General features: G+C 55.5%; 22 protein-coding genes, 1 tRNA gene, 1 pseudogene and 1 riboswitch. Of the genes and pseudogenes, 20 read left to right on the plus strand and 4 right to left on the minus strand.

What is annotated here, in order from left to right; genetic code table 11:
• Positions 1–24: 24 nt before the first annotated feature.
• The 5 genes from CWI35_RS01060 (at position 25) to yidC (ending at position 6,819) form a co-directional block, all read left to right on the plus strand.
• Positions 25–528, plus strand: coding sequence for a metal-dependent hydrolase (locus CWI35_RS01060; RefSeq protein ID WP_011231316.1), 504 nt, complete (start codon positions 25–27; stop codon positions 526–528).
• 86 nt (positions 529–614) lie between these two features.
• Positions 615–1,367, plus strand: a complete 753-nt coding sequence (locus CWI35_RS01065) for an alpha/beta hydrolase (RefSeq protein WP_119877407.1) — start codon at positions 615–617, stop codon at positions 1,365–1,367.
• Positions 1,368–1,512: 145 nt separating this feature from the next.
• Positions 1,513–5,673: a bacteriocin-processing peptidase family protein gene (locus CWI35_RS01070; protein WP_119877408.1), complete on the plus strand. Its 4,161-nt coding sequence runs from the start codon at positions 1,513–1,515 to the stop codon at positions 5,671–5,673.
• A gap of 85 nt (positions 5,674–5,758) precedes the next feature.
• A complete protein-coding gene (locus tag CWI35_RS01075) occupies positions 5,759–6,025 on the plus strand; it encodes a hypothetical protein (protein ID WP_011231313.1) in 267 nt (88 codons plus the stop codon).
• 44 nt (positions 6,026–6,069) lie between these two features.
• Positions 6,070–6,819 carry a membrane protein insertase YidC gene (yidC, locus tag CWI35_RS01080; protein ID WP_014195914.1) on the plus strand — a complete coding sequence of 250 codons (750 nt, stop codon included), beginning with the start codon at positions 6,070–6,072 and terminating at the stop codon, positions 6,817–6,819.
• Between the two features lie 57 nt (positions 6,820–6,876).
• Here yidC and CWI35_RS18465 read toward each other — a convergent pair whose 3' ends face one another.
• The gene (locus CWI35_RS18465; RefSeq protein ID WP_236620464.1) at positions 6,877–7,059 is read right to left on the minus strand and encodes a hypothetical protein; all 183 of its coding nucleotides are present in this window, start codon (positions 7,057–7,059) and stop codon (positions 6,877–6,879) included.
• Between the two features lie 226 nt (positions 7,060–7,285).
• Between CWI35_RS18465 and CWI35_RS01090 the strand changes: the two genes are divergently transcribed.
• Together CWI35_RS01090 and CWI35_RS01095 are read left to right on the plus strand one after the other, a co-directional pair.
• The gene (locus CWI35_RS01090; protein WP_119877409.1) at positions 7,286–7,837 is read left to right on the plus strand and encodes a cysteine hydrolase family protein; all 552 of its coding nucleotides are present in this window, start codon (positions 7,286–7,288) and stop codon (positions 7,835–7,837) included.
• Positions 7,838–7,923: 86 nt separating this feature from the next.
• Positions 7,924–9,393, plus strand: a complete 1,470-nt coding sequence (locus CWI35_RS01095) for a nicotinate phosphoribosyltransferase (protein ID WP_014195911.1) — start codon at positions 7,924–7,926, stop codon at positions 9,391–9,393.
• A 143-nt stretch (positions 9,394–9,536) separates the two neighbouring features.
• Here CWI35_RS01095 and pepF read toward each other — a convergent pair whose 3' ends face one another.
• Positions 9,537–11,393, minus strand: coding sequence for an oligoendopeptidase F (pepF, locus tag CWI35_RS01100; RefSeq protein WP_119877410.1), 1,857 nt, complete (start codon positions 11,391–11,393; stop codon positions 9,537–9,539).
• Positions 11,394–11,486: 93 nt separating this feature from the next.
• On the opposite strand from pepF, the gene CWI35_RS01105 reads away from it, so the two are divergent.
• Positions 11,487–12,377, plus strand: coding sequence for an aldo/keto reductase (locus tag CWI35_RS01105; protein WP_023634583.1), 891 nt, complete (start codon positions 11,487–11,489; stop codon positions 12,375–12,377).
• Positions 12,378–12,389: 12 nt separating this feature from the next.
• The gene (locus CWI35_RS01110; protein WP_119877411.1) at positions 12,390–14,546 is read left to right on the plus strand and encodes a DNA topoisomerase III; all 2,157 of its coding nucleotides are present in this window, start codon (positions 12,390–12,392) and stop codon (positions 14,544–14,546) included.
• Positions 14,547–14,622: 76 nt separating this feature from the next.
• Here the strand turns inward: CWI35_RS01110 and CWI35_RS01115 are convergent, their stop codons facing one another.
• Positions 14,623–15,066, minus strand: a complete 444-nt coding sequence (locus tag CWI35_RS01115) for a GNAT family N-acetyltransferase (RefSeq protein WP_014195907.1) — start codon at positions 15,064–15,066, stop codon at positions 14,623–14,625.
• A 122-nt stretch (positions 15,067–15,188) separates the two neighbouring features.
• Entirely contained in the window at positions 15,189–16,070 is an 882-nt protein-coding gene (locus tag CWI35_RS01120; RefSeq protein WP_162924019.1) for a glycerophosphodiester phosphodiesterase family protein, read from the minus strand.
• Between the two features lie 177 nt (positions 16,071–16,247).
• Here CWI35_RS01120 and CWI35_RS01125 point away from each other — a divergent pair.
• The 11 genes and pseudogenes from CWI35_RS01125 to CWI35_RS01175 all read left to right on the plus strand — a co-directional run bounded on the left by CWI35_RS01125 (position 16,248) and on the right by CWI35_RS01175 (position 23,741).
• Positions 16,248–16,319 (plus strand) — tRNA-Gln (locus tag CWI35_RS01125).
• A 257-nt stretch (positions 16,320–16,576) separates the two neighbouring features.
• A complete protein-coding gene (gene rraA, locus CWI35_RS01130; RefSeq protein ID WP_008880144.1) occupies positions 16,577–17,062 on the plus strand; it encodes a ribonuclease E activity regulator RraA in 486 nt (161 codons plus the stop codon).
• Positions 17,063–17,113: 51 nt separating this feature from the next.
• A complete protein-coding gene (locus CWI35_RS01135) occupies positions 17,114–17,368 on the plus strand; it encodes a hypothetical protein (protein WP_008880145.1) in 255 nt (84 codons plus the stop codon).
• Positions 17,358–17,738: a retropepsin-like aspartic protease gene (locus tag CWI35_RS01140; protein ID WP_008880146.1), complete on the plus strand. Its 381-nt coding sequence runs from the start codon at positions 17,358–17,360 to the stop codon at positions 17,736–17,738. The genes CWI35_RS01135 and CWI35_RS01140 overlap by 11 nt, the downstream gene beginning before the upstream one ends.
• 17 nt (positions 17,739–17,755) lie before the next feature.
• Positions 17,756–17,896: pseudogene (locus CWI35_RS18785) on the plus strand (S-adenosylmethionine--2-demethylmenaquinone methyltransferase); the annotation flags it as partial.
• A 60-nt stretch (positions 17,897–17,956) separates the two neighbouring features.
• Positions 17,957–18,148: riboswitch (cobalamin riboswitch) on the plus strand.
• A 181-nt stretch (positions 18,149–18,329) separates the two neighbouring features.
• Complete coding sequence (locus CWI35_RS01150; protein WP_025039121.1) at positions 18,330–18,704, plus strand: (2Fe-2S) ferredoxin domain-containing protein; 375 nt, start codon at positions 18,330–18,332, stop codon at positions 18,702–18,704.
• 2 nt (positions 18,705–18,706) lie between these two features.
• The gene (locus CWI35_RS01155; protein WP_236612559.1) at positions 18,707–19,414 is read left to right on the plus strand and encodes a HoxN/HupN/NixA family nickel/cobalt transporter; all 708 of its coding nucleotides are present in this window, start codon (positions 18,707–18,709) and stop codon (positions 19,412–19,414) included.
• Position 19,415: 1 nt separating this feature from the next.
• Positions 19,416–21,203 carry a precorrin-3B C(17)-methyltransferase gene (gene cobJ / locus CWI35_RS01160; protein WP_119877412.1) on the plus strand — a complete coding sequence of 596 codons (1,788 nt, stop codon included), beginning with the start codon at positions 19,416–19,418 and terminating at the stop codon, positions 21,201–21,203.
• 212 nt (positions 21,204–21,415) lie between these two features.
• Complete coding sequence (locus CWI35_RS01165) at positions 21,416–22,243, plus strand: sirohydrochlorin chelatase (RefSeq protein ID WP_008880154.1); 828 nt, start codon at positions 21,416–21,418, stop codon at positions 22,241–22,243.
• A gap of 15 nt (positions 22,244–22,258) precedes the next feature.
• Positions 22,259–23,035 (plus strand): precorrin-6A reductase, encoded by a 777-nt coding sequence (cobK, locus tag CWI35_RS01170; RefSeq protein WP_008880155.1) that lies wholly within the window; start codon positions 22,259–22,261, stop codon positions 23,033–23,035.
• Positions 23,036–23,093: 58 nt separating this feature from the next.
• On the plus strand, positions 23,094–23,741 hold the full coding sequence (locus tag CWI35_RS01175) for a precorrin-8X methylmutase (RefSeq protein ID WP_014195898.1): 648 nt from the start codon (positions 23,094–23,096) through the stop codon (positions 23,739–23,741).
• Positions 23,742–23,747: the final 6 nt, after the last annotated feature.

Raw genomic sequence — 23,747 nt, forward strand, 5'->3', positions numbered from 1 at the left:
CGATAAAAGTTTGAGGGGATTTCGTTGCGATACTCCAGCCATGTCATTGCCACATTATGCCTCGGCGCGGCGGCGGCCGCGCATACAAAGCTGCCGTTTACCGCCGCCTATACGGCGGGGCTTGTCATCGGCAGCCTTCTTCCTGACATTGACGAGCCGTCGTCATACGTCGGCCGCCGTTCGTTCGGCGTCGCGGGGAAAGTAAAAGAAGCGTTCGGCCATCGCGGCATGACGCATTCGCTCATCGTCTGGGGGGTGCTTGCCGCCCTCGTCTGGCGCGACTCGGCGTCGCCGTTTACCGCTGGGCTCGTGCTCGGCTACTTGTTTCATATTGTGGAAGACTTTTTTTCTGTTCAAGGGGTGCCGCTGTTTTGGCCGTTTTCGTCCAAGCGGTGGAAAGTGCCGCTCTATCGGACGGGAAAAGGGATGGAGAAAGCATTGGTTGGCATCGCTTGGATCGCATTCGTCTATTTTGGCGTCAACGGCTTGTTTCACGAATGGTGGCGGTCATGGTTGTCGATGTGGTAACGGCGTCCGATCAAAAAAGGAAAAAAGAGGTGCGGCGGCGAATATAGTGAGAGGAACGGATTTGACTAGATAAGGGGGAGAGGAAGATGAGCGAACAATATCCGGTGCTCTCGGGCGCCGAGCCGTTTTACGCCGAAAACGGGCCGGTCGGGGTGCTGCTCGTGCACGGATTCACCGGCACGCCCCACAGCATGCGCCCGCTCGCTGAAGCGTATGCGAAAGCCGGCTATACCGTTTGCCTGCCGCGCTTAAAAGGGCACGGAACGCATTACGAAGACATGGAACGGACGACATTCCACGATTGGGTCGCCTCGGTCGAAGAAGGATATGGATGGCTGAAACAACGATGCCAAACCATTTTTGTCACCGGGCTGTCGATGGGCGGGACGCTCACGCTTTATTTGGCGGAACATCACCCAGACATCTGCGGCATCGTGCCGATTAACGCCGCTGTCGACATCCCGGCCATCGCCGCCGGGATGACGGGCGGGGGCGAGCTGCCGAGGTATCTGGATTCGATCGGTTCGGACTTGAAAAATCCGGATGTGAAAGAGCTGGCATACGAGAAAACGCCGACCGCTTCGCTTCTTCAGCTGGCTAGGCTGATGGCACAGACAAAAGCGAAACTCGATCGCATCGTCTGTCCGGCGTTGATTTTTGTCTCCGACGAAGATCACGTCGTGCCGCCGGGAAACGCCGACATCATCTTTCAAGGCATTTCATCGACGGAGAAAGAGATCGTCCGCCTCCGAAACAGCTACCATGTGGCGACGCTCGATTACGATCAACTGATGATTATTGAACGGTCTCTCGAATTTTTCGCCAAGCACGCCGGATAAAACGAATCGGTATATGGCTGATCCTGTTCAAAGGAGAGGCCATTTTTTGTTTGTCGGTATTTTTGTGAAAAAATATGTGGCTGTTTTGCCGGGCTTGTTCTACACTTATAAATAGCTGGAAAAAGAATAAGGGAGTTTTCTTTGTATGAATCATATCAAACCGATCGCATTGCTCGTTGAAGAAAAACGAATCGTGGATGCCCTTGCCCAGGTGCGGCCGCATTTAGAAAACATGGGATTGTTTCAATGGCGGCCGCTCATGGCGTCATGGGACAGCATCGAGCCGTTTCGGGCGCTCATCCGGCTGTTTGATTATGCGCTCATGTACCGGCATAGCGGGCTTGTCGCGCGGTACGCCCACCGGAAGTTCAACACGTTGCAGACGCTCGCTTGGGTGTGTGATGAGTGGCTCGAGAACCGCCGGCCGCTCGATGTGGAAGAGGCGCTCACCCCGCGTCTTACAGAAGCGCTCGAAGGCCGGGTGGAGGAGCCGAGGGAATCGATCGCCCGGGCGGCGTTTGCGTTGGTGCGCGCTTTATTGGATATGCAGCGGATCGATGAGGCGCACGAATGGATGGATGTGGTTGCCCGCTATGAGACGGTGCCGATGCATGACAAGTGGGGCTATTTTTATATCGAGACCGGCGACCGGAAGCGCGCCGAACAGGTGATTCGCGCCGGTCTCGATGACCCGGAGCGCGGCGACATGTGCTATTTGCTGCTTTCGGATTTGTACGCTCTTGACGGCCGCCACCACGAGGCGCTTGCCGTTTTGGAGGAAGGAGGGCGGCGCTTTCCGCAAGTGCTGGCGTTTTACGCTGAGCGCGTGCGCCGCTTGCGCGATGTGCGCGCCTACCGTGAGGCGCTCGCGGCGATGGATGAACTTGACCGCCTGAATCCGCTTCATATGCATCGCCGTTATTTCGCCCATTTGCGCGCCGAACTGTATTACCAGCTTGACGAATGGGAGAAGCTTGAATCGCTTGTGAAAGCGGAGCCGCAGCTTGAAAAAACGCCGTACGCCCGAGCGCTTGGGCGGCAAAGGAAACGGTCGGTGGTGCTGCCGCTTGTGCCGGTCGTGCAAAAGCATAACTATTGCGTGCCGGCAAGTTTGGAAATGATGCTTCGATTGCTTGGCTCCCCCCGTACGCAGGATGAAGTGGCCCAACATATTTTTGATGTGCGCGGATCGAAATTGTCGACGACGGTTCATTATTTGGAAGAGCTTGGCTTTGTTTGCCGCTTTTTCGTCGGCTCGCCGCTTCGTTGGAAGCGGCTGATTGATGAGGGCGTTCCGGTGCTGTTAAGCGTCGATTATGAACAGTCATCGCACGTGCAGGTGTTGTTTGGCTATGACGAGCGGCTTGGGGCGTTGTACGTGCAAGACCCGAATCTATTTGATCCGTTTGTTGTTTCCGAGGACGAGCTTGCCAAATGGTATGCAGGGACGCATTATTTGTCGATTGTGGCGCTTCCCCGGGAAAAAGCGGCGCTCGCCGCCGAGCTCCCCGAAGAGGAAGACCGCTATTTCCGCGAATTGCATGCGTTGGCCGAAAAGATGGATGAGGACGAGCAGGCGCATTTCGACGCGTTTGTCGCCTTTTTGCGCAAGCATGAGCACATCCCGTACACATGGCTGTATGTCATGAAGCATTTTAGCAGCGATGAGGCGAAGCCGCTTGTGTTTGATTACACCAGGCGCGTCTTGAGCGAGTATCCCGAACATAACGACTTGCTGCTGATGGCGGCGAAAGCGTATGTCTACACGCAAGAAATGGAGAAGGCTGAAGACGTGCTCAAACGGGTGAAAGGAAAGGCGCAAAGCCCGCTCTACCATTATTTGCGCGGCCGAATCGCCTTTTTTGCCAGCCGCTACGAAGAGGCGGCTCGCTATTTTCGCACCTCGCTCCAGTTGGACCCAGATCAGCCGGAAGTGTGGAGCTATTTCGGACTCGCCTCGGCGTACGCCGGTCATATCGAAAAAGGGCTCATCTCTTCGCGCGTAGCGGTCAGCTTATATCCGGGCGATTTGTTTATCGAAACGAACCATGGTGTGCTGTTGTTCCACGCGAAGCGGTTTGCCGAAGCGCGCGCCTGGTTTGATCGTCTTGTGCGCCGCGAACGGCGGGATGCCCAGCTTTGGTATGAGCGGGCCCGCTGCGATCGGGAGCTCGGCCGCCGGCGCAAGGCGGAACGCGGCTTTTGCGTCGCCAAAGCGCTCGACCCGCAGGAACCGTACCCGTATTTGATGTTGGCTGACTTGTATGATGACGACGGTGATCGGGAAAAAGCGAAAGCGGCGCTGGAAGAGGGACTGGCTGTTGCTTGGCGTTTGGCGCCGCTTTACGTCCGCCTTGGCGATCTCTATATGGAGGAAGGAGAGGCGGAACAAGCGGTTTCGTGCTACGAAGAGGCGATCCGCCATGACAGCGATGACGTGTTTGCCCATCTAGGCTTGGCGGCCGCCCTCGCGGAGCGCGGGGATGTGGAAGCGGCGCGCCGGTATGTAATCAAGCAGCGCACTCGTTTTGCCAACAACAGCGAATATTGGCTCAATGCAGGCAAATGGCTCATCGCCCACGGTTTCGCCGATGAGGAGGAAGGACGCGAGACGGCGCTGTCGTGGTTGGAGGAAGGGCTGCGCCTCGCCGAGTTTGATGCCGAAGAAGCGTACGAGTTTTACATCGACCAGCTGACAACGCCAACTCTTCGAGAGCGCGGCCGGGCGTTTTTGAAACAGCTTGTCTCGGCTCGCCCGAAACTCGCTTCGGCCCATTCCGCTCTCGGCGTCCTTTATGAGCGGCAAGGCCGGCCGTCCAAGGCCATGGCGTTTTACCGAGAAGCCGCCGCCATGGGCCATTGGCTTTCACTCTTCCGGCTGGCGGAGCTGTGCGCCTCGCTTGGACGCCACGAAGAGGCGAAACAACAGTATGAGGCTTGTCTCAAAGCCGATCCATCGTTTGTCCTTTGCCATTTTCGCTTAGCTTCACTCTATGAGGCGGAAGAAAACGAAGAGCGGCAGCACGCGCATTTGCTTCAGGCGGTGCGCTTGGCCCCGAAGCGCATCGATATGGAGCAGCTTGCCGCGATCGCGGAGCCTTCCGCGCTTCTCCGCGCGCTGGCTGACGCCCGTCCGCATGCAGGGGAGGCGTGGTATTACGACAGCCTTGGATATGTTTATGGAGCGCTCGGACGGCGCGATCAAGAAAAGGCGGCCGTCGAGAGGGCGCTTGCTCTTGACCCGGATCACAGTGAAGTGCTTCGTCATTACGCGAATGTGCTTAGCCGGGAAGGACGCACGAAAGAGGCAATCAAGCTGCTCGAGCGGTTGATGGTGCGCCATCCCGACGATGAATCGTTGTATTCGGCATATGTCGCCTTATTCCCGAAAACGATGCGCGGCTTAGGGAAGCTGCGCCACCGGCTGGAGCGGCTGAAGATCGGCCGTGAGGCGAAAAGCGTTGTTTATCGGAATGCGGCCGCCGCTCTCCTTCCGTATTTGGAAGAGGAACAGAACGAAAGCGACGAGCCGGTGCGGTGGTGGACAAAAGCGAAAGAATGGATGGGCAGGTTTTCCTTGTTTTCGATCGTCATTGATTTGTATGAGGAGGCGATTCGCCTCAATCGCAGCGATGCGGAAGCCTATGGGCAGCTCGCCCGCCTCTATGCGGCGATCGAGCTGGAGGACGATGCCATCAAAACGTGGCGCCGAGCGCTCGCCCGCGTTTGGGATCCTTCATTGGCGCGTGAATTCGTCGAACACTTGTTGAAGGCCGACGATGAGAAGAAGCGCCAAGAAGCCAAGCGGTGGCTTGAACGGCTAGTGGCTGATGACCCGGACGATGTCGAACTGCGCGTGTTGCAGGCGGTCGTTTGGCTTCAAGAAGGGCAGCACGAGAAAGCCGAGCGGCAGCTGGAGGCGATCGTGGCGGAAGAACCGCTCGCCCGTGAGGCGCTCATGTTGCTTGGCGAACAGTATATGGAAACGGGCCGCTATCAGGAAGCGGCGGCGCTTTGGGAGCGCTACGCCGATTGGTATCCTGAGGATGAAGAGCTGAATATGCAGCTCGCGGCTGCTTATGAAGCGGCAGGGCACATTGAGCGGGCGTTGGCCGCCATTGAACGGTGCGTCCATATGGCCAAAGATGCTCGACTTCGCTACGAACGAGCCCGCTGTCTCGCGCTGCTTGGACGCTTCGATGAGGCGAAGCAAGAGCTTGAGGCGGCATTTTCGGCTGATGAAAGCGGAGAGCTCGCCATGTTGGCGGCTGACGAGCCGGCATTTCACCGCTTGGAGCGGATGTGATCAATTGTTGCTTTTCTTTTGATGGAAAGTTTGCTATTGTATGAGAAGAGAAGATGGACGGGGCAAAAGGGGGTGGACGGGACGCATGGAAGCGCCTATTGATTTGCTTGTGTATATGTCGCTTGTCGGCGCGTTATGGATCATCATGAAAGGGTATATGGGCGCACATCGGACAGCGAAATCATTGTTTTACGAGCCGGCGTTGGCCTCGGTTCGCGAGCGGGAGGCGGGAGGAGGCGCCGAACGAGCGGCGCTTCCATGGCGCCCGCTGTTTTTGCCGCAGCGGCGGAAAATTCCCGTTCGGGAACGGACAAGCCGAACGGATGAGGATGGAAGGCCCTTTCCTTTATGATGAAACGGCATGATTTTGCAACATGATAGTAAGGAGGGCTTTTCATGAAAAAATGGGTATTGGTGCTGCTTGGTGCAGTCTTGCTTCTTTCCGGCTGCAACCGCAACGAACCGATCAATGAACATAGCCAAGGCATTTGGAACCATTATTTTGTCTACCCGATGTCGAAGCTCCTTTTGACGCTTGGGCACTGGTTTGGCGACAACTACGGCATCGCCATTATCGTGCTGACGCTCATCGTTCGTTTTTGCTTGCTGCCGCTCATTTTGAAGCAGTTCCGCGCATCACTCGCCATGCAAAAGCTGCGTCCGGAATTGTTGAAGCTGCAAGAAAAATATAAAAGCAAAGACCCGGAAACGCAGCGCAAGCTCCAGCAAGAAATGATGCAGCTGTACCAAAAGCACGGCGTCAATCCGGCGAGCGGCTGCCTGCCGGTGTTAATTCAAATGCCGATTTTTATGGCGCTTTATTACGCGATTTCGCGGACGCAAGAAATTAAAACCCACTCGTTCCTATGGGTCGAGCTTGGCCACCGCGATCCGTATTTCATTTTGCCCGTTTTGGCGGCGTTGACGACGTTCATCTCGCTCCGCCTCTCGCCGTCGATGGCCGAAGAACAAATGCCGCAAATGGCGATGATGTCGTACATCATGCCGGTCATGATCTTTATCGGCGCCAGCTCCGTCCCATCGGCGCTGTCGCTCTATTGGGTTGTCGGCGGTTGCTTCTCGATCATCCAGTCGCTCATTTTGCGCAGTCAGCTAAAAGCGGCGAAAGCGGCGGAAAATAGCTGACGGATCAGTGAAAATCCCGCGCCTGCTTGAAGCAGGCGCGGGATTTTCGCTTTGCGCTTATGGTTGCGCCGCTTTGTTGATTTGATTCAGCTGATAATTGTTGAACGGCACCCAACGGAGAGGCTCAGTGTAGCTGATCATGCGAATCCGGTTTGACGCAAATTTATTCAGGAAGACGACGGATAAACCGACGGCAAGAAGCACGAGCAAAAAAACGATATTGAAAAAAAGGGGGATCATATCGGCATATCCTACTTTCTGTTTTTGTAAATATTCGTAAAAACCATTCGTCAGAAAGGAATCACTTTTCCGCTGAGCGATGGAAGGCGAGTTTTGCATCATCGGCTCGCTTTCTTATGCAATCTTCTGCTTGCCCAGATTTTGCATGCTGGAGTAGAGTAAAAGTATAGCAGCGGCAATGTACAGCAAGACCCGTTTGTTAGACAAACACGCAGGAGGGATTTTCATGAAGAGAGCACTCATTAACATCGACTACACCGTCGATTTTATCGCCGATCATGGCGCGCTCACATGCGGGAAGCCGGGGCAGGCGATTGAAGAAGAACTTGTACGGGTGACGAAACAGTTTATCGATCGTGGAGATTTTGTTGTCTTCGCCATTGACAAACATGTGGCGGGAGATCACTACCATCCGGAAACGAAGCTGTTTCCGCCGCATAACATTGAAGGGACGGAGGGCCGAAAGCTGTACGGGGAGCTCGAAGAGGTGTATCAAGCAAATAAGCATAAAGACAACGTCTACTGGATGGACAAAACGCGCTACAGCGCGTTCGCCGGGACCGATTTGGAGCTGAAATTGCGCGAGAGAGGCATCACGGAAGTGCATTTGGTCGGCTGCTACACCGATATTTGCGTCCTCCATACGGCGGTCGATGCATACAATAAAGGCTTTCGCATCGTCGTCCACCGGCGGGCGGTCGCGAGCTTCGACGCGGCGGGACACGAATGGGCGCTCCGCCATTTTCGCCATACGCTAGGCGCAGAAATAGTGGAATAATGGAGAAAACATGATAGAATAGACGATGAACGTTCTTTTTCTCCATTCGGCGGCGCAGTCATTCGTATGTTGGAGGTTGCACATTCATGAAAAAATATGCCGATGACAGTTTGATGCTTCATACGGACTTATATCAAATCAACATGGTCGAGACGTATTGGGAAGATCGTATGCATGAGCGCCGCGCTGTGTTTGAAGTGTTTTTCCGCAAGCTGCCGTTTGGCAACGGCTATGCGGTGTTCGCTGGGTTGGAGCGTGTCATTCAGTTTTTGCAACAGTTCCGATTTTCTGACAGCGACATCGACTATTTGCGCCAAGAACTTGGTTACCGCGACGACTTTTTAGACTATTTGCGGACGCTTCGCTTCACCGGCACGGTCCGTTCGATGCGCGAAGGGGAAGTGGTGTTTGCCAATGAACCGATTATGCGCATCGAGGCGCCGCTCGCCGAGGCGCAGCTCATCGAAACGGCTATTTTAAACATTATCAATTTCCAGACGCTCATCGCCACGAAAGCGTCGCGCATTAAGCATATTCTCGGGAACGAACCGGCTTTGGAGTTCGGCAGCCGGCGGGCGCAGGAGATGGATGCGGCGCTTTGGGGGGCGCGCGCAGCGTATATCGGCGGGATTGAGGCGACATCGAACGTGCGCGCCGGGAAGCTGTTTGGCATTCCGGTCGCCGGAACGCACGCCCATTCGATGATTCAAGCGTATCAGGATGAATACACCGCCTTTTTGAAGTATGCACGCCGTCATAAAGACTGCGTATTTCTCGTCGATACGTACGATACGTTGAAGTCCGGGGTGCCAAACGCCATTCGCGTCGCGAAGGAGCTGGGCGACCAAATCAACTTTATCGGCATCCGCATCGACAGCGGCGATCTCGCCTATTTGTCGAAGGAAGCGCGGAAAATGCTCGATGAAGCCGGATTTCCGAACGCGAAAATTTTCGCCTCGAACGATTTGGATGAAGATACGATTTTAAACTTGAAGTCGCAAGGGGCGAAAATCGATGTGTGGGGGATCGGCACAAAGCTCATTACGGCGTACGATCAGCCAGCGCTCGGCGCCGTGTACAAAATGGTGGCGATTGAAAACGAACGCGGTGAGATGGTCGATACAATCAAAATCAGCGGCAATCCAGAGAAAGTGACGACGCCGGGGCTGAAGCGGGTGTACCGCATCGTCAACAAAATCAACCATAAAGCGGAAGGCGACTACATCGCCTTAGAGAGCGAAAACCCGCAGCAAGAAGAGCGGCTGAAAATGTTCCATCCGGTGTACACGTTCATCAGCAAATTCGTCACCAATTTCGAAGCGCGTGATTTGCATGTGACGATCTTCGACAACGGCCGGCTCGTGTATACGTCGCCCCCGCTTCCGGACATTCAAGCGTATGCGAAAGAAAGCTTGCGCTTGTTTTGGGAGGAGTACAAACGGACGCTCAATCCCGAGCAATATCCCGTCGATTTGAGCCAAGCGTGCTGGGACAATAAGATGGAAAACATCCGCAAGGTGAAAGAAAAAATTGCAGGCGCATCTTTAAGTGAATAACCGCCTTGGCTGCGGGGCAAGCGCATGGTGTCGCTTTGCGCGCGATCGACCGCCTTAACCGGTCCGGCGCGTTGCAGCGCAAAGCGATATTCTTTTTTCCGCCGCAATAACAAAGGTGTCCCGAACGGCGCGGGACACCTCTTTCATGTAGACCGCTGACGGTTTTGGCTTGGCAGCTGTCGATCGAGTTCGTCAACGAGTTCGGCGAAATGACCTAAGACCCGCTCGATCGGTTCGGGGCTTGTCATATCCACTCCGGCTCGCTTGAGCAGACGGATCGGATCATCGGATGCGCCGGAGCGCAAAAATTGTTTGTACCGCTTCACCGCCTTGCCGCTTGTATCGGTTTGGATGTCGCTCACAATGGTGTACGACGCCGCGAGCGAAGTGGCATATTTGTATACATAAAAGGCGTCATAAAAATGCGGGATGCGCAGCCAGCCGTGCGCGGCGCCGGGATCGGCGGCGTACGCCGGGCCGTAATACGTTTTCAGCAGGCCAAGCCAAAGATGGTTCAGTTCGTCCGCTGTCAGACTGCCGCCTTGGCGCACTTTGTCATGAATCATCCGTTCAAATTCGGAATACATCACTTGCGTGTACAACGTGCCGCGGATTTGCTCGATTTGTTCGATGAGCAGGCGGAGTTTTTCTTCTTTTGTTTTCGCCTGTTTGTACAAATAATCGAGCATGAGCCATTCGTTCGCGGTCGAGGCGACTTCGGCGGTGAAAATCGAATGACCGGAATAATGGTACGGCTGCGCGCGGTTCGTGTATACGGAATGCATGGCGTGCCCAAGCTCGTGAGCCATCGTCAATACGCTGTCGAGCGAACCGTTGTAATTGAGCAAGATGAACGGATGGGTGTCATACGCTCCCGTGTTGTAGCCGCCGGTATATTTTTTCGGGCGCGGGAAGACATCAAGCCATCGTTCTTGAAACGCTCGGTGCACCTGTTTGATATAGTCGGCGCCGAGCGGCTTGAGTCCTTCCACTATGAGCGTCTTCGCCGTTTCGACCGGAATCGGTTTCATTGTTTCGCCGACGAGCGGCACGTACAAGTCATAGCTATGGACGCGGTCAAGCCCGAGCGCGCGCCGCCGCAGTTCGACATAGCGGTGAAGCGCCGGCAAGTGGCGGCGAGTGGCGGCGATCAAGTGATCGAACACTTCCTTTGGTACGTCATCGGCGGCCAGCGCGGCGGCAAGGCCGGATGGATAGCGGCGCACGTTCGCATACAATTCATCCGCTTTGACCGAGGCATACAGCGTCGCGGCTGCGGTTTGTTCCATGGCTTCATAACTTTTGGCTTTCGCTTCAAACGCCGCCTTTCGATAGCGGCGGTCCGGGTGCTCGAGCATGGCGGCGTATTGGTCGTCGGTCAATGTCACTGTCTTTCCGTTCGGCATCTTGACAGATGGCGGCTCGTAATCGCCGCGGGCGGCGTGGTCATAAATGTTCTCCGCTTCGCCGAGCGCCGGCGATAGTTTCGCGAGCAGCTGTTCTTCGCGTTTCGTGAGCGTATGCGGCTTTTGCTCACGCAACTCATGGAAGTAATAGCGGTACGCTTTCAGCGGTTTGCTTTTTTGGAGCTTCCTGAGCGTCCGCTCTGGGAGGGCGAGCAGTTCCGGCTCGATAAACGCTGTTTTCGCCGCATATTGGGCGGCGAGCGCTTCCACTTTTGCCCCGAGCCGGGCCGCCGTTTCATCTTCAATGTTGATATCGCGTTTTAAATGGGCGTAAAGCGACAGTTTTTCGAGCTTGCGGGCCGTTTGTTCGTTTAGGGCGAACAGTTTGGCGATCGTCTTCGCATCGTCAAGCTTCCCTTCAAACGCCGCCAGTTTCGGCAAGGCGTTTTTCACCGTCTTGTAGTCGCGCATCCATTCGTGTTCGGATGGGTAAATGTCGGCCACATTCCATTCGTATGCAGTTTCGGCGGCTGATGTCGGCCATGGGGAGGCCAAAAGAAGCACGGCGGCGAGCCCAAGAAGCCAGCGCTTCATATCATCACGTCCTTTCCGTTTTTTCCTCTTGTTGGTAGTATGCGCAAGCGGAACGATTTTAGCCAAAACCAAAAAAAGAAAGGGAGACGATCAATGGAACGAATCCGTTTAGCGGACGATTTGACTTTTTCCCGCCTCATTCACGGCTGTTGTCGGCTTGCGGACTGGGGCTATTCGCGCGAGCAGCTGCTCGGGCTCATTGAATTTTGTCTTGAGCGCGGCATTACGACGTTTGACCATGCTGATATTTACGGCGACTACACGTGTGAATCGCGCTTTGGCGAAGCGCTGGCGTTAAAGCCAAGCTTGCGCGGTCAGATCGAGATTGTGACGAAATGCGGCATCAAGCGGCCGCCAAAATACGGGATGAAATTATATGATACAAGCAAAACCCATATCATCGCCTCGGTCGAGCAGTCGCTCGCCAATTTCCGCACGGATTATATCGATGTCTTGCTCATTCACCGTCCGGATCCGTTCATGAATCCAGAAGAGGTGGCCGAGGCGTTTTGCCAGCTGAAACAGGACGGAAAAGTGCGCTATTTCGGCGTCTCGAACTTTAAACGTTCGCAGTGGGAAATGCTTCAGTCGTATTTGCCGTTTCCGCTCGTGACCAACCAAATCGAAGTATCGGCGTATCGGTTGGAAAATCTTGAAGACGGCACAGTTGACCTTTGCCTTGAGAAGCGCGTTCCGCCAATGGTATGGTCGCCGCTCGCCGGTGGAGCGATTTTTTCCGCTGACGATGACCGGGCGGTGCGGCTGCGCGGGACGCTTGAACAAGTGCGGGGTGAGGTGGGCGCTGAGACGATCGACGAAGTGCTGTACGCGTGGCTCCTCGTTCATCCAGCGCGGATGATGCCGATTGTCGGCTCGGGGAAACAAGAACGCATCGAGCGGGCGGTGCGGGCGCTGTCTTTGTCGCTTTCCCGCGAGCAATGGTTCGCCATTTTGCAAAGCTCCATGGGGCATGATGTGCCGTAAGGGGAAAGGACGATGAAAGTCATTATTGCGGAAAAGCCGGACCAAGGGGCGACGCTCGCCTCGATTTTTCGGACGAAAAAACGGCAAGGCTATATCGAAATTTTGCCGAATGACTTGTTTCCCGATGGGGCGTATATGACATGGGCGATCGGGCATTTGTTCCAACTCGCAGCTCCTGAGCGGTACCGCCCCGAGTGGAAACGGTGGACGCTCAACACGTTGCCGATCATCCCGGAACGGTTCGAGTATGAGATCGAAAAAGCGAAGGCGAAACAGTTTCAAGTGGTCAAGGAACTGTTGCGAAAGCCGGAAGTGACGGAAATCATCCATGCCGGCGACGCGGGGCGCGAAGGGGAGCTCATTGTGCGCAACATCATCCGCATGAGCGGCGTGAACAAGCCGATGAAGCGGCTTTGGCTGTCGTCCTTGACCCCGAAGGCGATCGAGGAAGGGTTCCGCCGCCTGCTTGATGAACGGACGACGCGCCCGCTCTATGAGGAAGCGTACGCTCGCGCCTGCGCGGATTGGCTCGTCGGCATGAACGCCTCGCGCGTGTACAGCCTCTTGCTGAAGGAGCGCGGGATGAACGATGTGTTTTCCGTCGGGCGCGTGCAGACGCCGACATTGGCGCTGATCGTCCGGCGTGAACGGGAAATTGAGCAGTTCCGCCCTGAACCGTTTTGGGAAGTCGTCGCCTCGTTTGTCATTGGCGACAAGCGTTATGAAGGAAAATGGACGGATAAAAACGGCCAAACGCGTCTTGGGGACGAGGAGATGGCGAAAAAGATCGCTGCCTTTTGCCAAGGAAAACGGGCGGAAGTCGCCGACGTCCACACGGAGCGGAAAACGTATCAGCCGCCGCTGTTGTTCAACTTATCGACGCTGCAAGCGACAGCGAACAAGTTGTACCGCTTCTCGCCGAAAAAGACGCTTGATGTGCTGCAATCGCTCTACCAAAAAGGGATCGTTTCGTATCCTCGTTCCGATTCGATGCATGTGACGAAAGGGGAAGCGGAAACGTTTCCCGCCATTTTGCAAAAGCTGTCCTCGTTTCCGGCGTACGCTTCGTATTTTCCGCTGCCGCAGCCGTCGATTTTACAGAATAAACGTTATGTAAACGAGAAAAAGGTGACGGACCATTACGCCATTATCCCGACCGAGCAAGTGGTGGATCCCGAGAAGCTGTCAGCCGACGAACGGAAGGTGTACGATTTGGTCGTCCGCCGCCTAATTGCCGCCCACCATCAGGCGGCGGTCATCGATTATACGACCGTCACGACGCTCGTTGACGGCCGGGCCCGCTTTGTTTCGAAAGGAAGACAAGTCGTCGAGGAAGGATGGCGCGCCGTCATCCGTCCGCATGAGGAGGAGAAAGATGCTGCGCTGCCTCTCCTTGAGCGAGGGGAGGCGGGGAAAGCGGCCGCTGTAAAGGTGAAAGAAGGGAAGACCGAGCCGCCGAAACGGTATACAGAAGGCGAACTCATCACCTTGATGAAAACGGCGGGAAAATTTTTGGACGATGAGGAACTGGAAAAAGTGCTCGCCAAAACGGAAGGGCTCGGCACGGAAGCAACAAGGGCGGCGATCATTACCATGCTGAAAGAGCGGAAGTATATTGAAGTGAAAAACAACCTCGTATATGCGACCGACAAGGCGAAAGTGTTGATCGAGGCGCTTGGCGGCACGATCCTCGCCTCGCCGGAAATGATGGCGAAATGGGAGCAGCGCTTAAGCGAAATCGGCGAAGGGAGCGCCTCGCCCGCCGCCTTTATGGAACAGGTGAAAAAGTTGGCGCAAAAAGTGGTCGCTGACGCCATCGCCGCCGCGCCGAATTGGAATTTCAGAGGGGTTGACACCGCCTCAATCCAGCGGACAAGGAAGAAAAAAACGATGGGCGAGAAGCTTGGGCCGTGCCCGCTTTGCGGCGGGACCGTCATCGACAAAGGAACGTTGTACGGTTGCGACCAGTACGCGAAAACAAAATGCTCGTTTACGATCTCCAAACGCATTCTCGGCAAATCGATTTCGGCGGCGAATGTGAAAAAGCTGCTGGCGCAAGGGAAAACAAATGTCATAAAAGGGTTTAAAAAAGGCGGGAAAACGTTTGACGCCATACTCGTTTGGGATGAAAACGAGAAGAAATTGTCGTTTCAGTTTCCGAAGCGGTGACGAAGGCAACAGGCGTTGGGGGATGGGAGGTTTGGCGAAAAGGCGGACCGATGGCGGCCCGCCTTTTTTTTGCCCTTTACTCCGTTCGCGGCTCTTGAATCCGCTCCATCAACCGCTCCGGCTCGCTCGGCGCGGCAAAGCCGAACTGCCTGTACAGCCCGTGCGCGTCTTTGGTCGCGAGCATCACCTTGCGGACAGCGGCGACATCAGGATGGGCGAGCACGCATGATAACAGCCATTTCCCGAGACCTTGCCCACGGTATGCTTCATCGATGAACACGTCGCACAGATAGGCGAACGTCGCCCGGTCGGTGATGACGCGCGCCATGCCAATTTGCCTGTCGCCGTGAAAAAGGGAAAAGCAGAGCGAATGGTCAAGCGATTTGAGGATCGTTTCGCGGCTGCGCTCATTCGCCCAATACGAGCGGGCAAGGAAGTCAAACACGCGCTCAAGCTGGACGCGGCGGCGGTCCGTCGTCACGGTAAATGGGCCGTTTTCGTAATCGATGATCGTCCACATGATCTGGCCTCCTTTTTCTCAAATGATACACCGAATCGGGTCAAATGGGAACGATTTTCGTTTTTATTAACCATAATAACATTATGTAAACAATAAGCTCCCCCTGGCTCCCTGAAGGCCGGTCAATGGCGGGGCAGACGACGGCAGGCGGCAATGCGGCCAGGGCGGTCTGGATAATCGGTGAACAGGCCGTCAACGCCCATGGCGCATAGGCGAGCGAGATCGTGTGGTTCATTGACGGTATAGACGTGAACAATGAGCCCGCGGCCATGGGCGGCGCGCACCCACTCTTCGGTGACGGCCGAAAGCGGCAAGCCGATGCCATCGGCATAGACGGCGATTTGTTGCAGCAGCTCGTCGCGGCCGCTGTGCGCTTCCTTCTCGTCGACCAATTGAATGAGCCGAATGCCGTGCGGGATGAGCGGCCGGAGCGCTTGCAAGCTTTCCGGGTGGAACGATTGAAACATGACGCGGCGCTGTTGCAGGAAACCGTGTTTTTTCAATAGATGGACGACCGCCTCTTCGATGCCGGGCTGTTTCGTTTCGATGTACAACGGGGCTTCCACACGCTCCGCTTTCAGCATCTGAATCACCTCATCAAGCGTCGGGATGCGCTCGCCGGCAAAGCGTGGATGAAACCACGACCCGGCATCCAGCCGCCTCAGTTCAGCGAACGAAAAATCATTTACCCGCCACGGAGCACGGCGCGGATAGACCGTTTCGGCATTTGTCGTCCGGGCGAGCGTCGCATCATGCAGAGCAACGAGCTTCCCGTCTTTGGCTGCGCGCACATCGACTTCGATATAGTCCGCCTGCATGCGGGCGGCAAGGCGGTAGGATGAGAGCGTATGCTCCGGCGCGTATCCGGACGCGCCGCGGTGGGCGATGACGGCGGTTTTCGGCTGGCTGGATGGCTGCCAGGCAGCCGCGGCCGCTAAGACGATCGGCAACGATAACAAAAACAATGTGCAAAGATAGAAGCGAAAAACCGTGATCCGGCGCATATACATCTCTCCCCTTTCAGTATATCATATCGGGAAAACAAGTGCGAGGGAAAAACGAGGTGATATAGTGGGAAAAGGATGCTTGTACCGATAGTTTCGCACATCAAGCAAAGGGATATTCAGTTTGATGCATAAAGTGCGTTATCATGCCGCATACTGTAAACGACAACAAAACGTTGGGCTATAGCCAAGCGGTAAGGCAACGGACTTTGACTCCGTGATGCGCTGGTTCGAATCCAGCTAGCCCAGCTGAACGTCTGGTCAAACCGGAGGGGCTTTGAGCCGGTGAAAACGGTCTCCGCTATATATCGGCGCGGGGCCGTTTTTTATGGTTTCAATGCGATCGGTGGAATACATCGAAGCGATTGACGGCCACACAATGGTTTGGTTCACATCGCCGCGTTCGTGTCAGTCGTTCGAATGAAAGATCGTCGACAAAAAACTGCTGAGGCAGAAGGATTTTGGCGAATGACGGCGAATGCAAAACATGAAAGGGGAGAGCGACAATGAAAACAGCCGATTTATGCGATCAATTTTTAGACGAGTTGCAAGTATGCGAGTTGCCGTTCCAATCGTACGGCGGAAAGCGGGCGTTTTCCGGGCCGATTGCGACGGTCGATGTGTTTGAAGACAACGTCCTTGTCCGAGAAGCGCTGGAGACGGTGCCGCCGGGGACGGTGCTCGTGGTCGATGGAAAAGGCTCGCGCCGCGTCGCGCTATTAGGCGACCGGCTGGCGCAAATCGCTTGCGAGAGGGGGCTTGCTGGCGTCATCATCCACGGCTGCATCCGCGATTCAGCGGAAATTGGCGCCATGCCGATTGGCGTGATGGCGATCGGCACATGCCCGGTGAAAAGCAAAAAAGAGGGAAAAGGCTCACGCGACGTTGCGCTCGAGTTTGGCGGCGTCCGCTGGGAGCCAGGGGCGTACGTGTACGCTGATGCGGACGGCGTTGTCGTCGCCAACAAAGATTTGTTGGCGAAAAATGGTTGACGGCTGCGGTCGAGTCTCGTTCAATACAACGAACAGGTTGAGGCGATGGAGATGGAATGGCAGGAAGTGCGTTCATTGTATCCAAATCAATTTGTGAAATTACAAGTATTAAAGTCCCATTTAGAGGGAGATCAAGAAATCATTGAAGAGGTGGCTGTTATCGGAACGGTTTCGGACAAGGATGCAACTCGTGAGTTGCTGCAATCGAAAGGGAATCAGCTTGTTTATCATACTAGCCACAAGGAGATTGTTTTAAAAGTTCGGGGAGCGATTGGCCTGAGAGGGAAATTTCATTATGCAGATTGAATATCGTGAAGGCTTGCTGTTTGCATCGATCGAAATCGTTTATCAAGGAAGGTCTAAGTTGATTCATAATATGGTGATTGATACTGGTGCGGCGAAAACAGTGATTTCTCAAAATGCAGTAGAAGATATTCATTTGCGGGTAGAGCCGGGCGATCGTATTGTGGCTTATTACGGAATCGGTGGGAAAGAGTACGCGTTTACAAAAAAATTAGACTGTATTCAGCTAGATTCTTTCCAGCTAAGAGAGTATGAAATTGATTTTAGCGGGATGGACTATGAGGGGATTAACGGTTTGTTAGGATTGGATATATTGCTGGGCGCTGGATTTGTCTTAGACCTGGACAAGTTGGAGATGTATCGTTCTGGTTGAAATGGAACGCCCGCTCGAAATGCCAAAAAGAAGGAAAAGGCGCCCGCGACGTTGCGCTCGAGTTTGGCGGCGTCCGCTGGGAGCCAGGGGCGTACGTGTACGCTGATGCGGACGGCGTTGTCGTCGCCAACAAAGATTTGTCGGCAAAAAACGGTTGACGGCAACGCATTGGTTGTACTACGATGAAAACGGATGCTTGTTCCATGACAGCGCATATATGGCGGTAAGACAAACAAGGTGCCTAGCCCGCTTAGGGCTTGGGTGAAAAGGGAAGCTCGGTGAAAATCCGGCACGGTGCCCGCCACTGTGATGGGGAGCTTTGCGGCAACAAGTCACTGAAGGATGCTTCGGGAAGACGCCGCCAAGCGATGATCCTAAGTCAGGAGACCTGCCTTGTTTGGATCGGACGGATGCCTACGGGACTATAGGCAGACGTGCGGGAGAATGACGGCTTTAGGGGCCCTGTTTGGGCCGTTTACGGCTTTCGTATACATTTTTCTGCACCTCTGCTGTAGAGGTGCTTTTTCTTTTGTCGAAAAACCGTCCGTCTGCCGCATTTCATTCTACCATTCTAGCAAAAGGGGGGATTTGGTGGCGACGTGGGATTTGCGGGGAATGAAGCATCATGTGCTCATTTGCAACGGAGGGACGTGCCTCCGCCATGGCGGAGATGACGTGACAACCGCGGTGCGCGAGGAAATCGCCCGCCTTGGGCTTGACGACGCTGTCCATACAACAAGGACGCGCTGCAACGGACGCTGTCAAGATGCGTGTGTGATGATCGTCTACCCGGATGGCGTCTGGTACCGGTTGATGACACCGGAGAAGGCAAAAGAGGTCGTCCATCGCCATTTGCAAAACGGCGAGCCGCTTCGCGCGTGGGCGACGTATGAATACCGTGAAGACGGGTTGACCCGTCTTGGTGGGACGGAGTCGGTTATTGGCGTTCGAAAGAGGAGGACGTAATGATGGAATGGGCCAGTTATGTAATGTTAGCGATATTTCTCGGCATGCGTCATGGGATGGACAGCGACCATGTCGCGGCCATTGCGGATATGGTCGGAAGCGAGTCGCGGCGAAGACAGCAGTTGGCGCTCGGAATCATGTACGCTATTGGACACGGAGCAATCGTGTTTGTCATGGGGGTGGCGGCGCTCATGGTCGGCGCCCGGCTTCCCGAGTCGTCAGCCGCCGCCATTGAGCTCTTAGTTGGCGTTACGCTTGTGCTTCTTGGCGGGATGATGCTTTTTTCTCTTTTTCGGCGGGGTGAGGTGAAAAGCCGGTTTCAGCTCCTTTATGAGTTCGGCCATACGGTTACTCGATGGCTGCGGGGAAGGCGGGAAATGGACAGTTGCCGTTCTTTTTCGCATGTTGGTTGGGCTGGCGCCTTGATCATCGGCATCATTCATGGCATTGGCGTCGAAAGCCCGACCCAGCTAGCCATTATCACCCACGCGGTCGGAAAAGTGCGTGTGAGCGCCGCTGTCCTTCAGCTTGTGCTGTTTGTCGCCGGCTTGCTCATTGCGACGATTGCTACAGCGGCTGGATTATCGTGGGGATTTTGGAAAGCAAAGCAGCGGGAACGACTGTTTTATGTCCTTGGTGCGGTCACAGGGATTTACAGCATATGGTTAGGGATGTCGATGATAATCGAGATATGGAGAGGGGGGCTGTAAAGTGGGCGGCAAATTGCTCATTGTCGGCTTTGGCCCGGGAAGCGTCGACCATATGACGAAACGGGCTCGGGAAGCGATTGAAGAAAGCGACGTCATCATTGGCTACAAAACGTACATCGAACTTGTGCGCGATCTGATTGTCGGAAAGGAAATCATCAGCACGGGCATGACGGAAGAGGTGAGCCGCGCCCAAGCGGCGGTGAAATGGGCGGAGCGCGGCAAAACGGTCGCCGTCATTTCAAGCGGTGACGCCGGGTTGTACGGCATGGCCGGGCTCGTGTATGAAGTGCTGATCGAAAAAGGGTGGACGAAAGACAGCTCGATTGAAGTCGAAGTCATCCCCGGCATTTCCGCGATCCATTCGTGCGCCGCGCTGCTTGGCGCACCGATTATGCACGATGCGTGCACGATCAGCTTGAGCGACCATTTGACGCCGTGGGAGCTGATTGAAAAGCGGATTGACGCCGCCGCCGCGGCCGATTTTGTCATCGCGCTTTACAACCCGAAAAGCGGACGGCGCACTAGACAGATTGTGGAAGCACAGCGCATCCTGCTCCGCCATCGGTCTCCGGAAACCCCGGTCGGTCTGGTGAAAAGCGCGTACCGCGAGCGGCAGCATATCGTCCTCACCGACTTGGCGCATATGCTTGACCATGAGATCGGCATGTTGACGACGGTGATTATCGGCAACTCAACGACATTCGTCCATGACGGCGTGATGATCACGCCGCGCGGCTACCAGCGCAAGTATCAACTAGCAGCCGCCGTCCAGCCGCTCAAACCGCATGAACGGCTGCGCAAAGAAGCGGAGCCGTGGGCGCTTGACCAGACGAAACCGCTGGAAGATGAGGACGAAGGAAGCACGGGGGCATCAGGACCGTCCGAAGCGGCTGTCCTCGCCGGGGACAACCAGAAGGATCGTGCTTTCACCGCCTTGGCCACCGCGGTTCGACCGCCGTCTGTTGCCGCGGCCACGAAGGAGGCCGAGCCAACGCCGCTGGCTGCCGTTTTGCCGCCGCTTGCTGCACCGCTGGCAAAAACAGCCAAACGGCAGCCGACCGCCGCGCCAAAACGGGTGAAAGAAACAGCCGAAGACGCGCTCGCCGCTTTAGAGAGACGGAAAACAAGAAAGACGGCGGCCGTGTTGTTGGAAGCGGCGGTGAGCCCGGGCGTGGCCAATAAACAGTTCACCCCGGAACAGCTCATCGTGCTTGCGGAAGTGGTAGGGATGGATGGAAAAATGACCTACACACCGGATCATTATATGAAAATCGAACGGTTGACAGAGGACCCAGATGGGCTTGTGGCCCGTCTCGTTGACGCCGGACTGATCGTGATGCCGGTCGGTGATGTGCTGACGGTGAAGGCATGTGATTTTTGCGATGGAGAGAAAAAAGACGCCATTCCATACGCGGAGGAATTGGCGCGCCGGTTTGGCGGCATGGCGCTGCCGAAAGAGTTGAAGCTTGGCATCAACGGCTGCGGGATGGCGTGCTACGGCGCGGTGCACGAAGACATCGGGCTTGTGTACCGGAAAGGGAAATTTGATTTGTTTTTGGGCGGGAAAACGGTCGGCCGCAACGCCCATCCCGGCCAGCTCGTCGCGGAAGGCATTCCGCCGGAAGAAATTGTGGCGGTTATGGCAGAAATCATCGAACAGTATCAAGAACAAGCACATCCAAATGAACGGTTTCATAAGTTTTTCCGCCGCGTGAAGCAAGTCGGACGTTTTTCACACGAAGAGGCAAAACCGGCCGCGTCCATCGAAATGCCGGCTTGCGGTGAGTGACGGAAGCATGCGTTATATAAGTGCAGCTTGAACGTCTGCAGATGTCGTTGGTGTCGAAGCGACGCATCTTTTTCCGACAGTCGATCGAATAACCGGCTGGTTCCATAAAAGAGCATAGATGGGCGCCTCGCATTTGGATGAAGCGCCCATCGAGTCATTGCGCTTATAGGGAACGGCGGAAGACGTCCGCTAACAAAAGGGGGAAAACAAGGATGAGAGCCATTTTATTTGTCGGCCATGGCAGCCGCGACCCGGAAGGGAACGAGCAAGTGCGGCAGTTTGTCGACCGCCTGCGGCCGCGTTTGCGCGATTCGTTTCATATTGAAACAAGTTTTTTAGAATTTGGCCGTCCGTCGATCGGCGAAGGAATCGAACGCTGCGCCGAAGCCGGGGCAATGGAAGTGGCGGTCATTCCGCTCATTTTATTGCCGGCCGGGCATTCGAAGCTGCATATCCCGGCGGAAATCGATGAGGCCAAAGCGCGCTATCCGCATATGGTGTTCCGCTACGGCCGCCCCATCGGCGTCCATGAGCAGACATTTGCTATTTTGCGCGAACGATTGCAAGAAATCGGCGAGCGGCCGGAGCAGCCGGATGACGGAACAGCGGTCATTTTGCTTGGCCGCGGCGGGAGCGATCCGGATGCGAACAGCGACTTGTATAAAATCGCCCGCCTCTTTTGGGAACAGACCGGCTATGCGCTCATCGAGCCGGCGTTTATGGGCGTGACGACGCCGTCGCTTGATGATGCTGTCCGCCGCTGTCTCATGCTCGGAGCTAGGCGGATCGTTGTTCTTCCGTATTTTTTATTCACCGGCATCCTGATTAAGCGGCTTGAGCAGCAAATGGCGCAATACCAAGCTGAGCACTCGCATATCTCGTTTGCGCTTGCCGGCTATTTTGGATTTCATCCGAAGCTTGAGGAGATCGTGCTTGACCGCCTCAACGAGGTGCTCGGCCAAACGGTGGCGATGAATTGCGACATCTGTCAATATCGGCTGCACGCCGCCCATCATCACCATCATCATCACCATCATTGAAGGAGGAAGCGTCCGATGATTTTATTGTTAGCTGGAACAAGCGATGCCCGCGAATTGGCGGTGATGATCCAACAAGCCGGCTATAACGTAACCGCGACGGTCGTCACCGATCACGCGGCCGAACAGCTCCGATCGGCCGGCATTCGCGCCTATGTCGGCCGCTTGGATGCGTCCCAGCTTGCCGATCTGGCCAAAGCCGAGGGGGCCAAAGCGATTGTGGACGCGAGCCATCCATTTGCTGAAGAGGCGTCAAAAAACGCCATGCAAGCGGCAGCAGACGCCGGGTTGCCCTACATTCGCTACGAGCGGCAGGCGTCTTCGTTTTCATCCGAGAAGGTGACATTTGTCGACAGCTATGAAGAAGCGGCTGACTTGGCGGCGGAAAAAGGCGGCGTCGTGATGCTGACGACCGGCAGCAAAACGCTCGACATTTTCGCCGCGAGGCTCATCGGTCGCCCGGACGTCAAGGTGATTGCGCGGATGCTGCCGCGGAAAGACAATCTCGACAAATGCGAGCGGCTCGGGTTTTCCCAAGAGCAGATCGTCATGATGCAAGGGCCGTTTACGAAAGAGCTCGATCGGGCGCTATACCGCCATTTTGGCGTCACGGTCGTCGTCACGAAAGAAAGCGGCAAAGTCGGGTTTGTCGATGAGAAAATCGCTGCCGCCGAGGAGCTCGGCATTGATGTCATCGTCATCCGCCGCCCACGGTTGTCATACGGCATCGTGCATCACGATTTTGCCGGCGTGCTCGAGGCGTTGAAGCAGCATGCGCCGCTTCCGGCCGTGTAAAGAATGGGATTCTAGCGGCCGCTCATGCAAGCGATCATGAAGAAAGGAGAGAATTGTCATGGACTTCCATACAACATTTCGTCCGGCGACGGTGCAGCCGGAACAAATTGAAGCGCGCAGCTTTCAAATCATTGATGAAGAGATCGGCGAGCATTCATTTACAGAAGAACAATACCGAATCGTTCAGCGCGTCATCCATGCATCGGCTGATTTTGAGCTGGGCAAAAGCCTCATTTTCCACCCGGATGCGATCCGCTCAGGCATTGATGCCATTCGCAGCGGCAAGCTCGTCGTCGCCGATGTGCAAATGGTGCAAGCCGGCGTCAATCAAGCGCGGCTTGCGAAGTTCGGCAGCGCGGTGCGCGTCTATATTTCTGATGAAGACGTGATCGCTGAAGCGAAACGGTTGAATACGACGAGGGCGATTGTGGCTATGCGCAAAGCGGTGAAAGAAGCGGAAGGCGGCATTTTTGCCATCGGCAACGCTCCGACAGCGTTATTGGAGCTCATTCGCCTCATCAAAGAAGGAGAGGCGCGGCCGGGATTGGTGATCGGCTTGCCGGTCGGATTCGTCTCGGCGGCGGAATCGAAAGAAGAATTGGCGAAGCTCGATGTGCCGTTCATCACCAACCGCGGCCGCAAAGGAGGAAGCACCGTGACCGTCGCTGCCTTGAATGCTTTATCGCTGCTCGCCGAGCGAGCGTGACGAACG

Source organism: [Bacillus] caldolyticus (assembly GCF_003595605.1).
Lineage (GTDB): Bacteria > Bacillota > Bacilli > Bacillales > Anoxybacillaceae > Geobacillus > Geobacillus thermoleovorans.

Bases quoted from the DNA above. Each gene is read 5' to 3' on its own strand.
- yidC (WP_014195914.1), top strand. From the start codon at position 6,070: ATGAAAAAATGGGTATTGGTGCTGCTTGGTGCAGTCTTGCTTCTTTCC.
- CWI35_RS01175 (WP_014195898.1), top strand. From the start codon at position 23,094: ATGGACTTCCATACAACATTTCGTCCGGCGACGGTGCAGCCGGAACAA.
- CWI35_RS01115 (WP_014195907.1), bottom strand. From the start codon at position 15,066: ATGTGGACGATCATCGATTACGAAAACGGCCCATTTACCGTGACGACG.
- CWI35_RS01140 (WP_008880146.1), top strand. From the start codon at position 17,358: ATGCAGATTGAATATCGTGAAGGCTTGCTGTTTGCATCGATCGAAATC.
- CWI35_RS01120 (WP_162924019.1), bottom strand. From the start codon at position 16,070: ATGCGCCGGATCACGGTTTTTCGCTTCTATCTTTGCACATTGTTTTTG.
- CWI35_RS01110 (WP_119877411.1), top strand. From the start codon at position 12,390: ATGAAAGTCATTATTGCGGAAAAGCCGGACCAAGGGGCGACGCTCGCC.
- CWI35_RS01090 (WP_119877409.1), top strand. From the start codon at position 7,286: ATGAAGAGAGCACTCATTAACATCGACTACACCGTCGATTTTATCGCC.
- CWI35_RS01155 (WP_236612559.1), top strand. From the start codon at position 18,707: ATGGAATGGGCCAGTTATGTAATGTTAGCGATATTTCTCGGCATGCGT.
- CWI35_RS01105 (WP_023634583.1), top strand. From the start codon at position 11,487: ATGGAACGAATCCGTTTAGCGGACGATTTGACTTTTTCCCGCCTCATT.
- CWI35_RS18465 (WP_236620464.1), bottom strand. From the start codon at position 7,059: ATGATCCCCCTTTTTTTCAATATCGTTTTTTTGCTCGTGCTTCTTGCC.
- CWI35_RS01095 (WP_014195911.1), top strand. From the start codon at position 7,924: ATGAAAAAATATGCCGATGACAGTTTGATGCTTCATACGGACTTATAT.
- cobK (WP_008880155.1), top strand. From the start codon at position 22,259: ATGATTTTATTGTTAGCTGGAACAAGCGATGCCCGCGAATTGGCGGTG.
- CWI35_RS01165 (WP_008880154.1), top strand. From the start codon at position 21,416: ATGAGAGCCATTTTATTTGTCGGCCATGGCAGCCGCGACCCGGAAGGG.
- CWI35_RS01070 (WP_119877408.1), top strand. From the start codon at position 1,513: ATGAATCATATCAAACCGATCGCATTGCTCGTTGAAGAAAAACGAATC.
- CWI35_RS01135 (WP_008880145.1), top strand. From the start codon at position 17,114: ATGGAATGGCAGGAAGTGCGTTCATTGTATCCAAATCAATTTGTGAAA.
- rraA (WP_008880144.1), top strand. From the start codon at position 16,577: ATGAAAACAGCCGATTTATGCGATCAATTTTTAGACGAGTTGCAAGTA.
- CWI35_RS01075 (WP_011231313.1), top strand. From the start codon at position 5,759: ATGGAAGCGCCTATTGATTTGCTTGTGTATATGTCGCTTGTCGGCGCG.
- CWI35_RS01065 (WP_119877407.1), top strand. From the start codon at position 615: ATGAGCGAACAATATCCGGTGCTCTCGGGCGCCGAGCCGTTTTACGCC.
- pepF (WP_119877410.1), bottom strand. From the start codon at position 11,393: ATGAAGCGCTGGCTTCTTGGGCTCGCCGCCGTGCTTCTTTTGGCCTCC.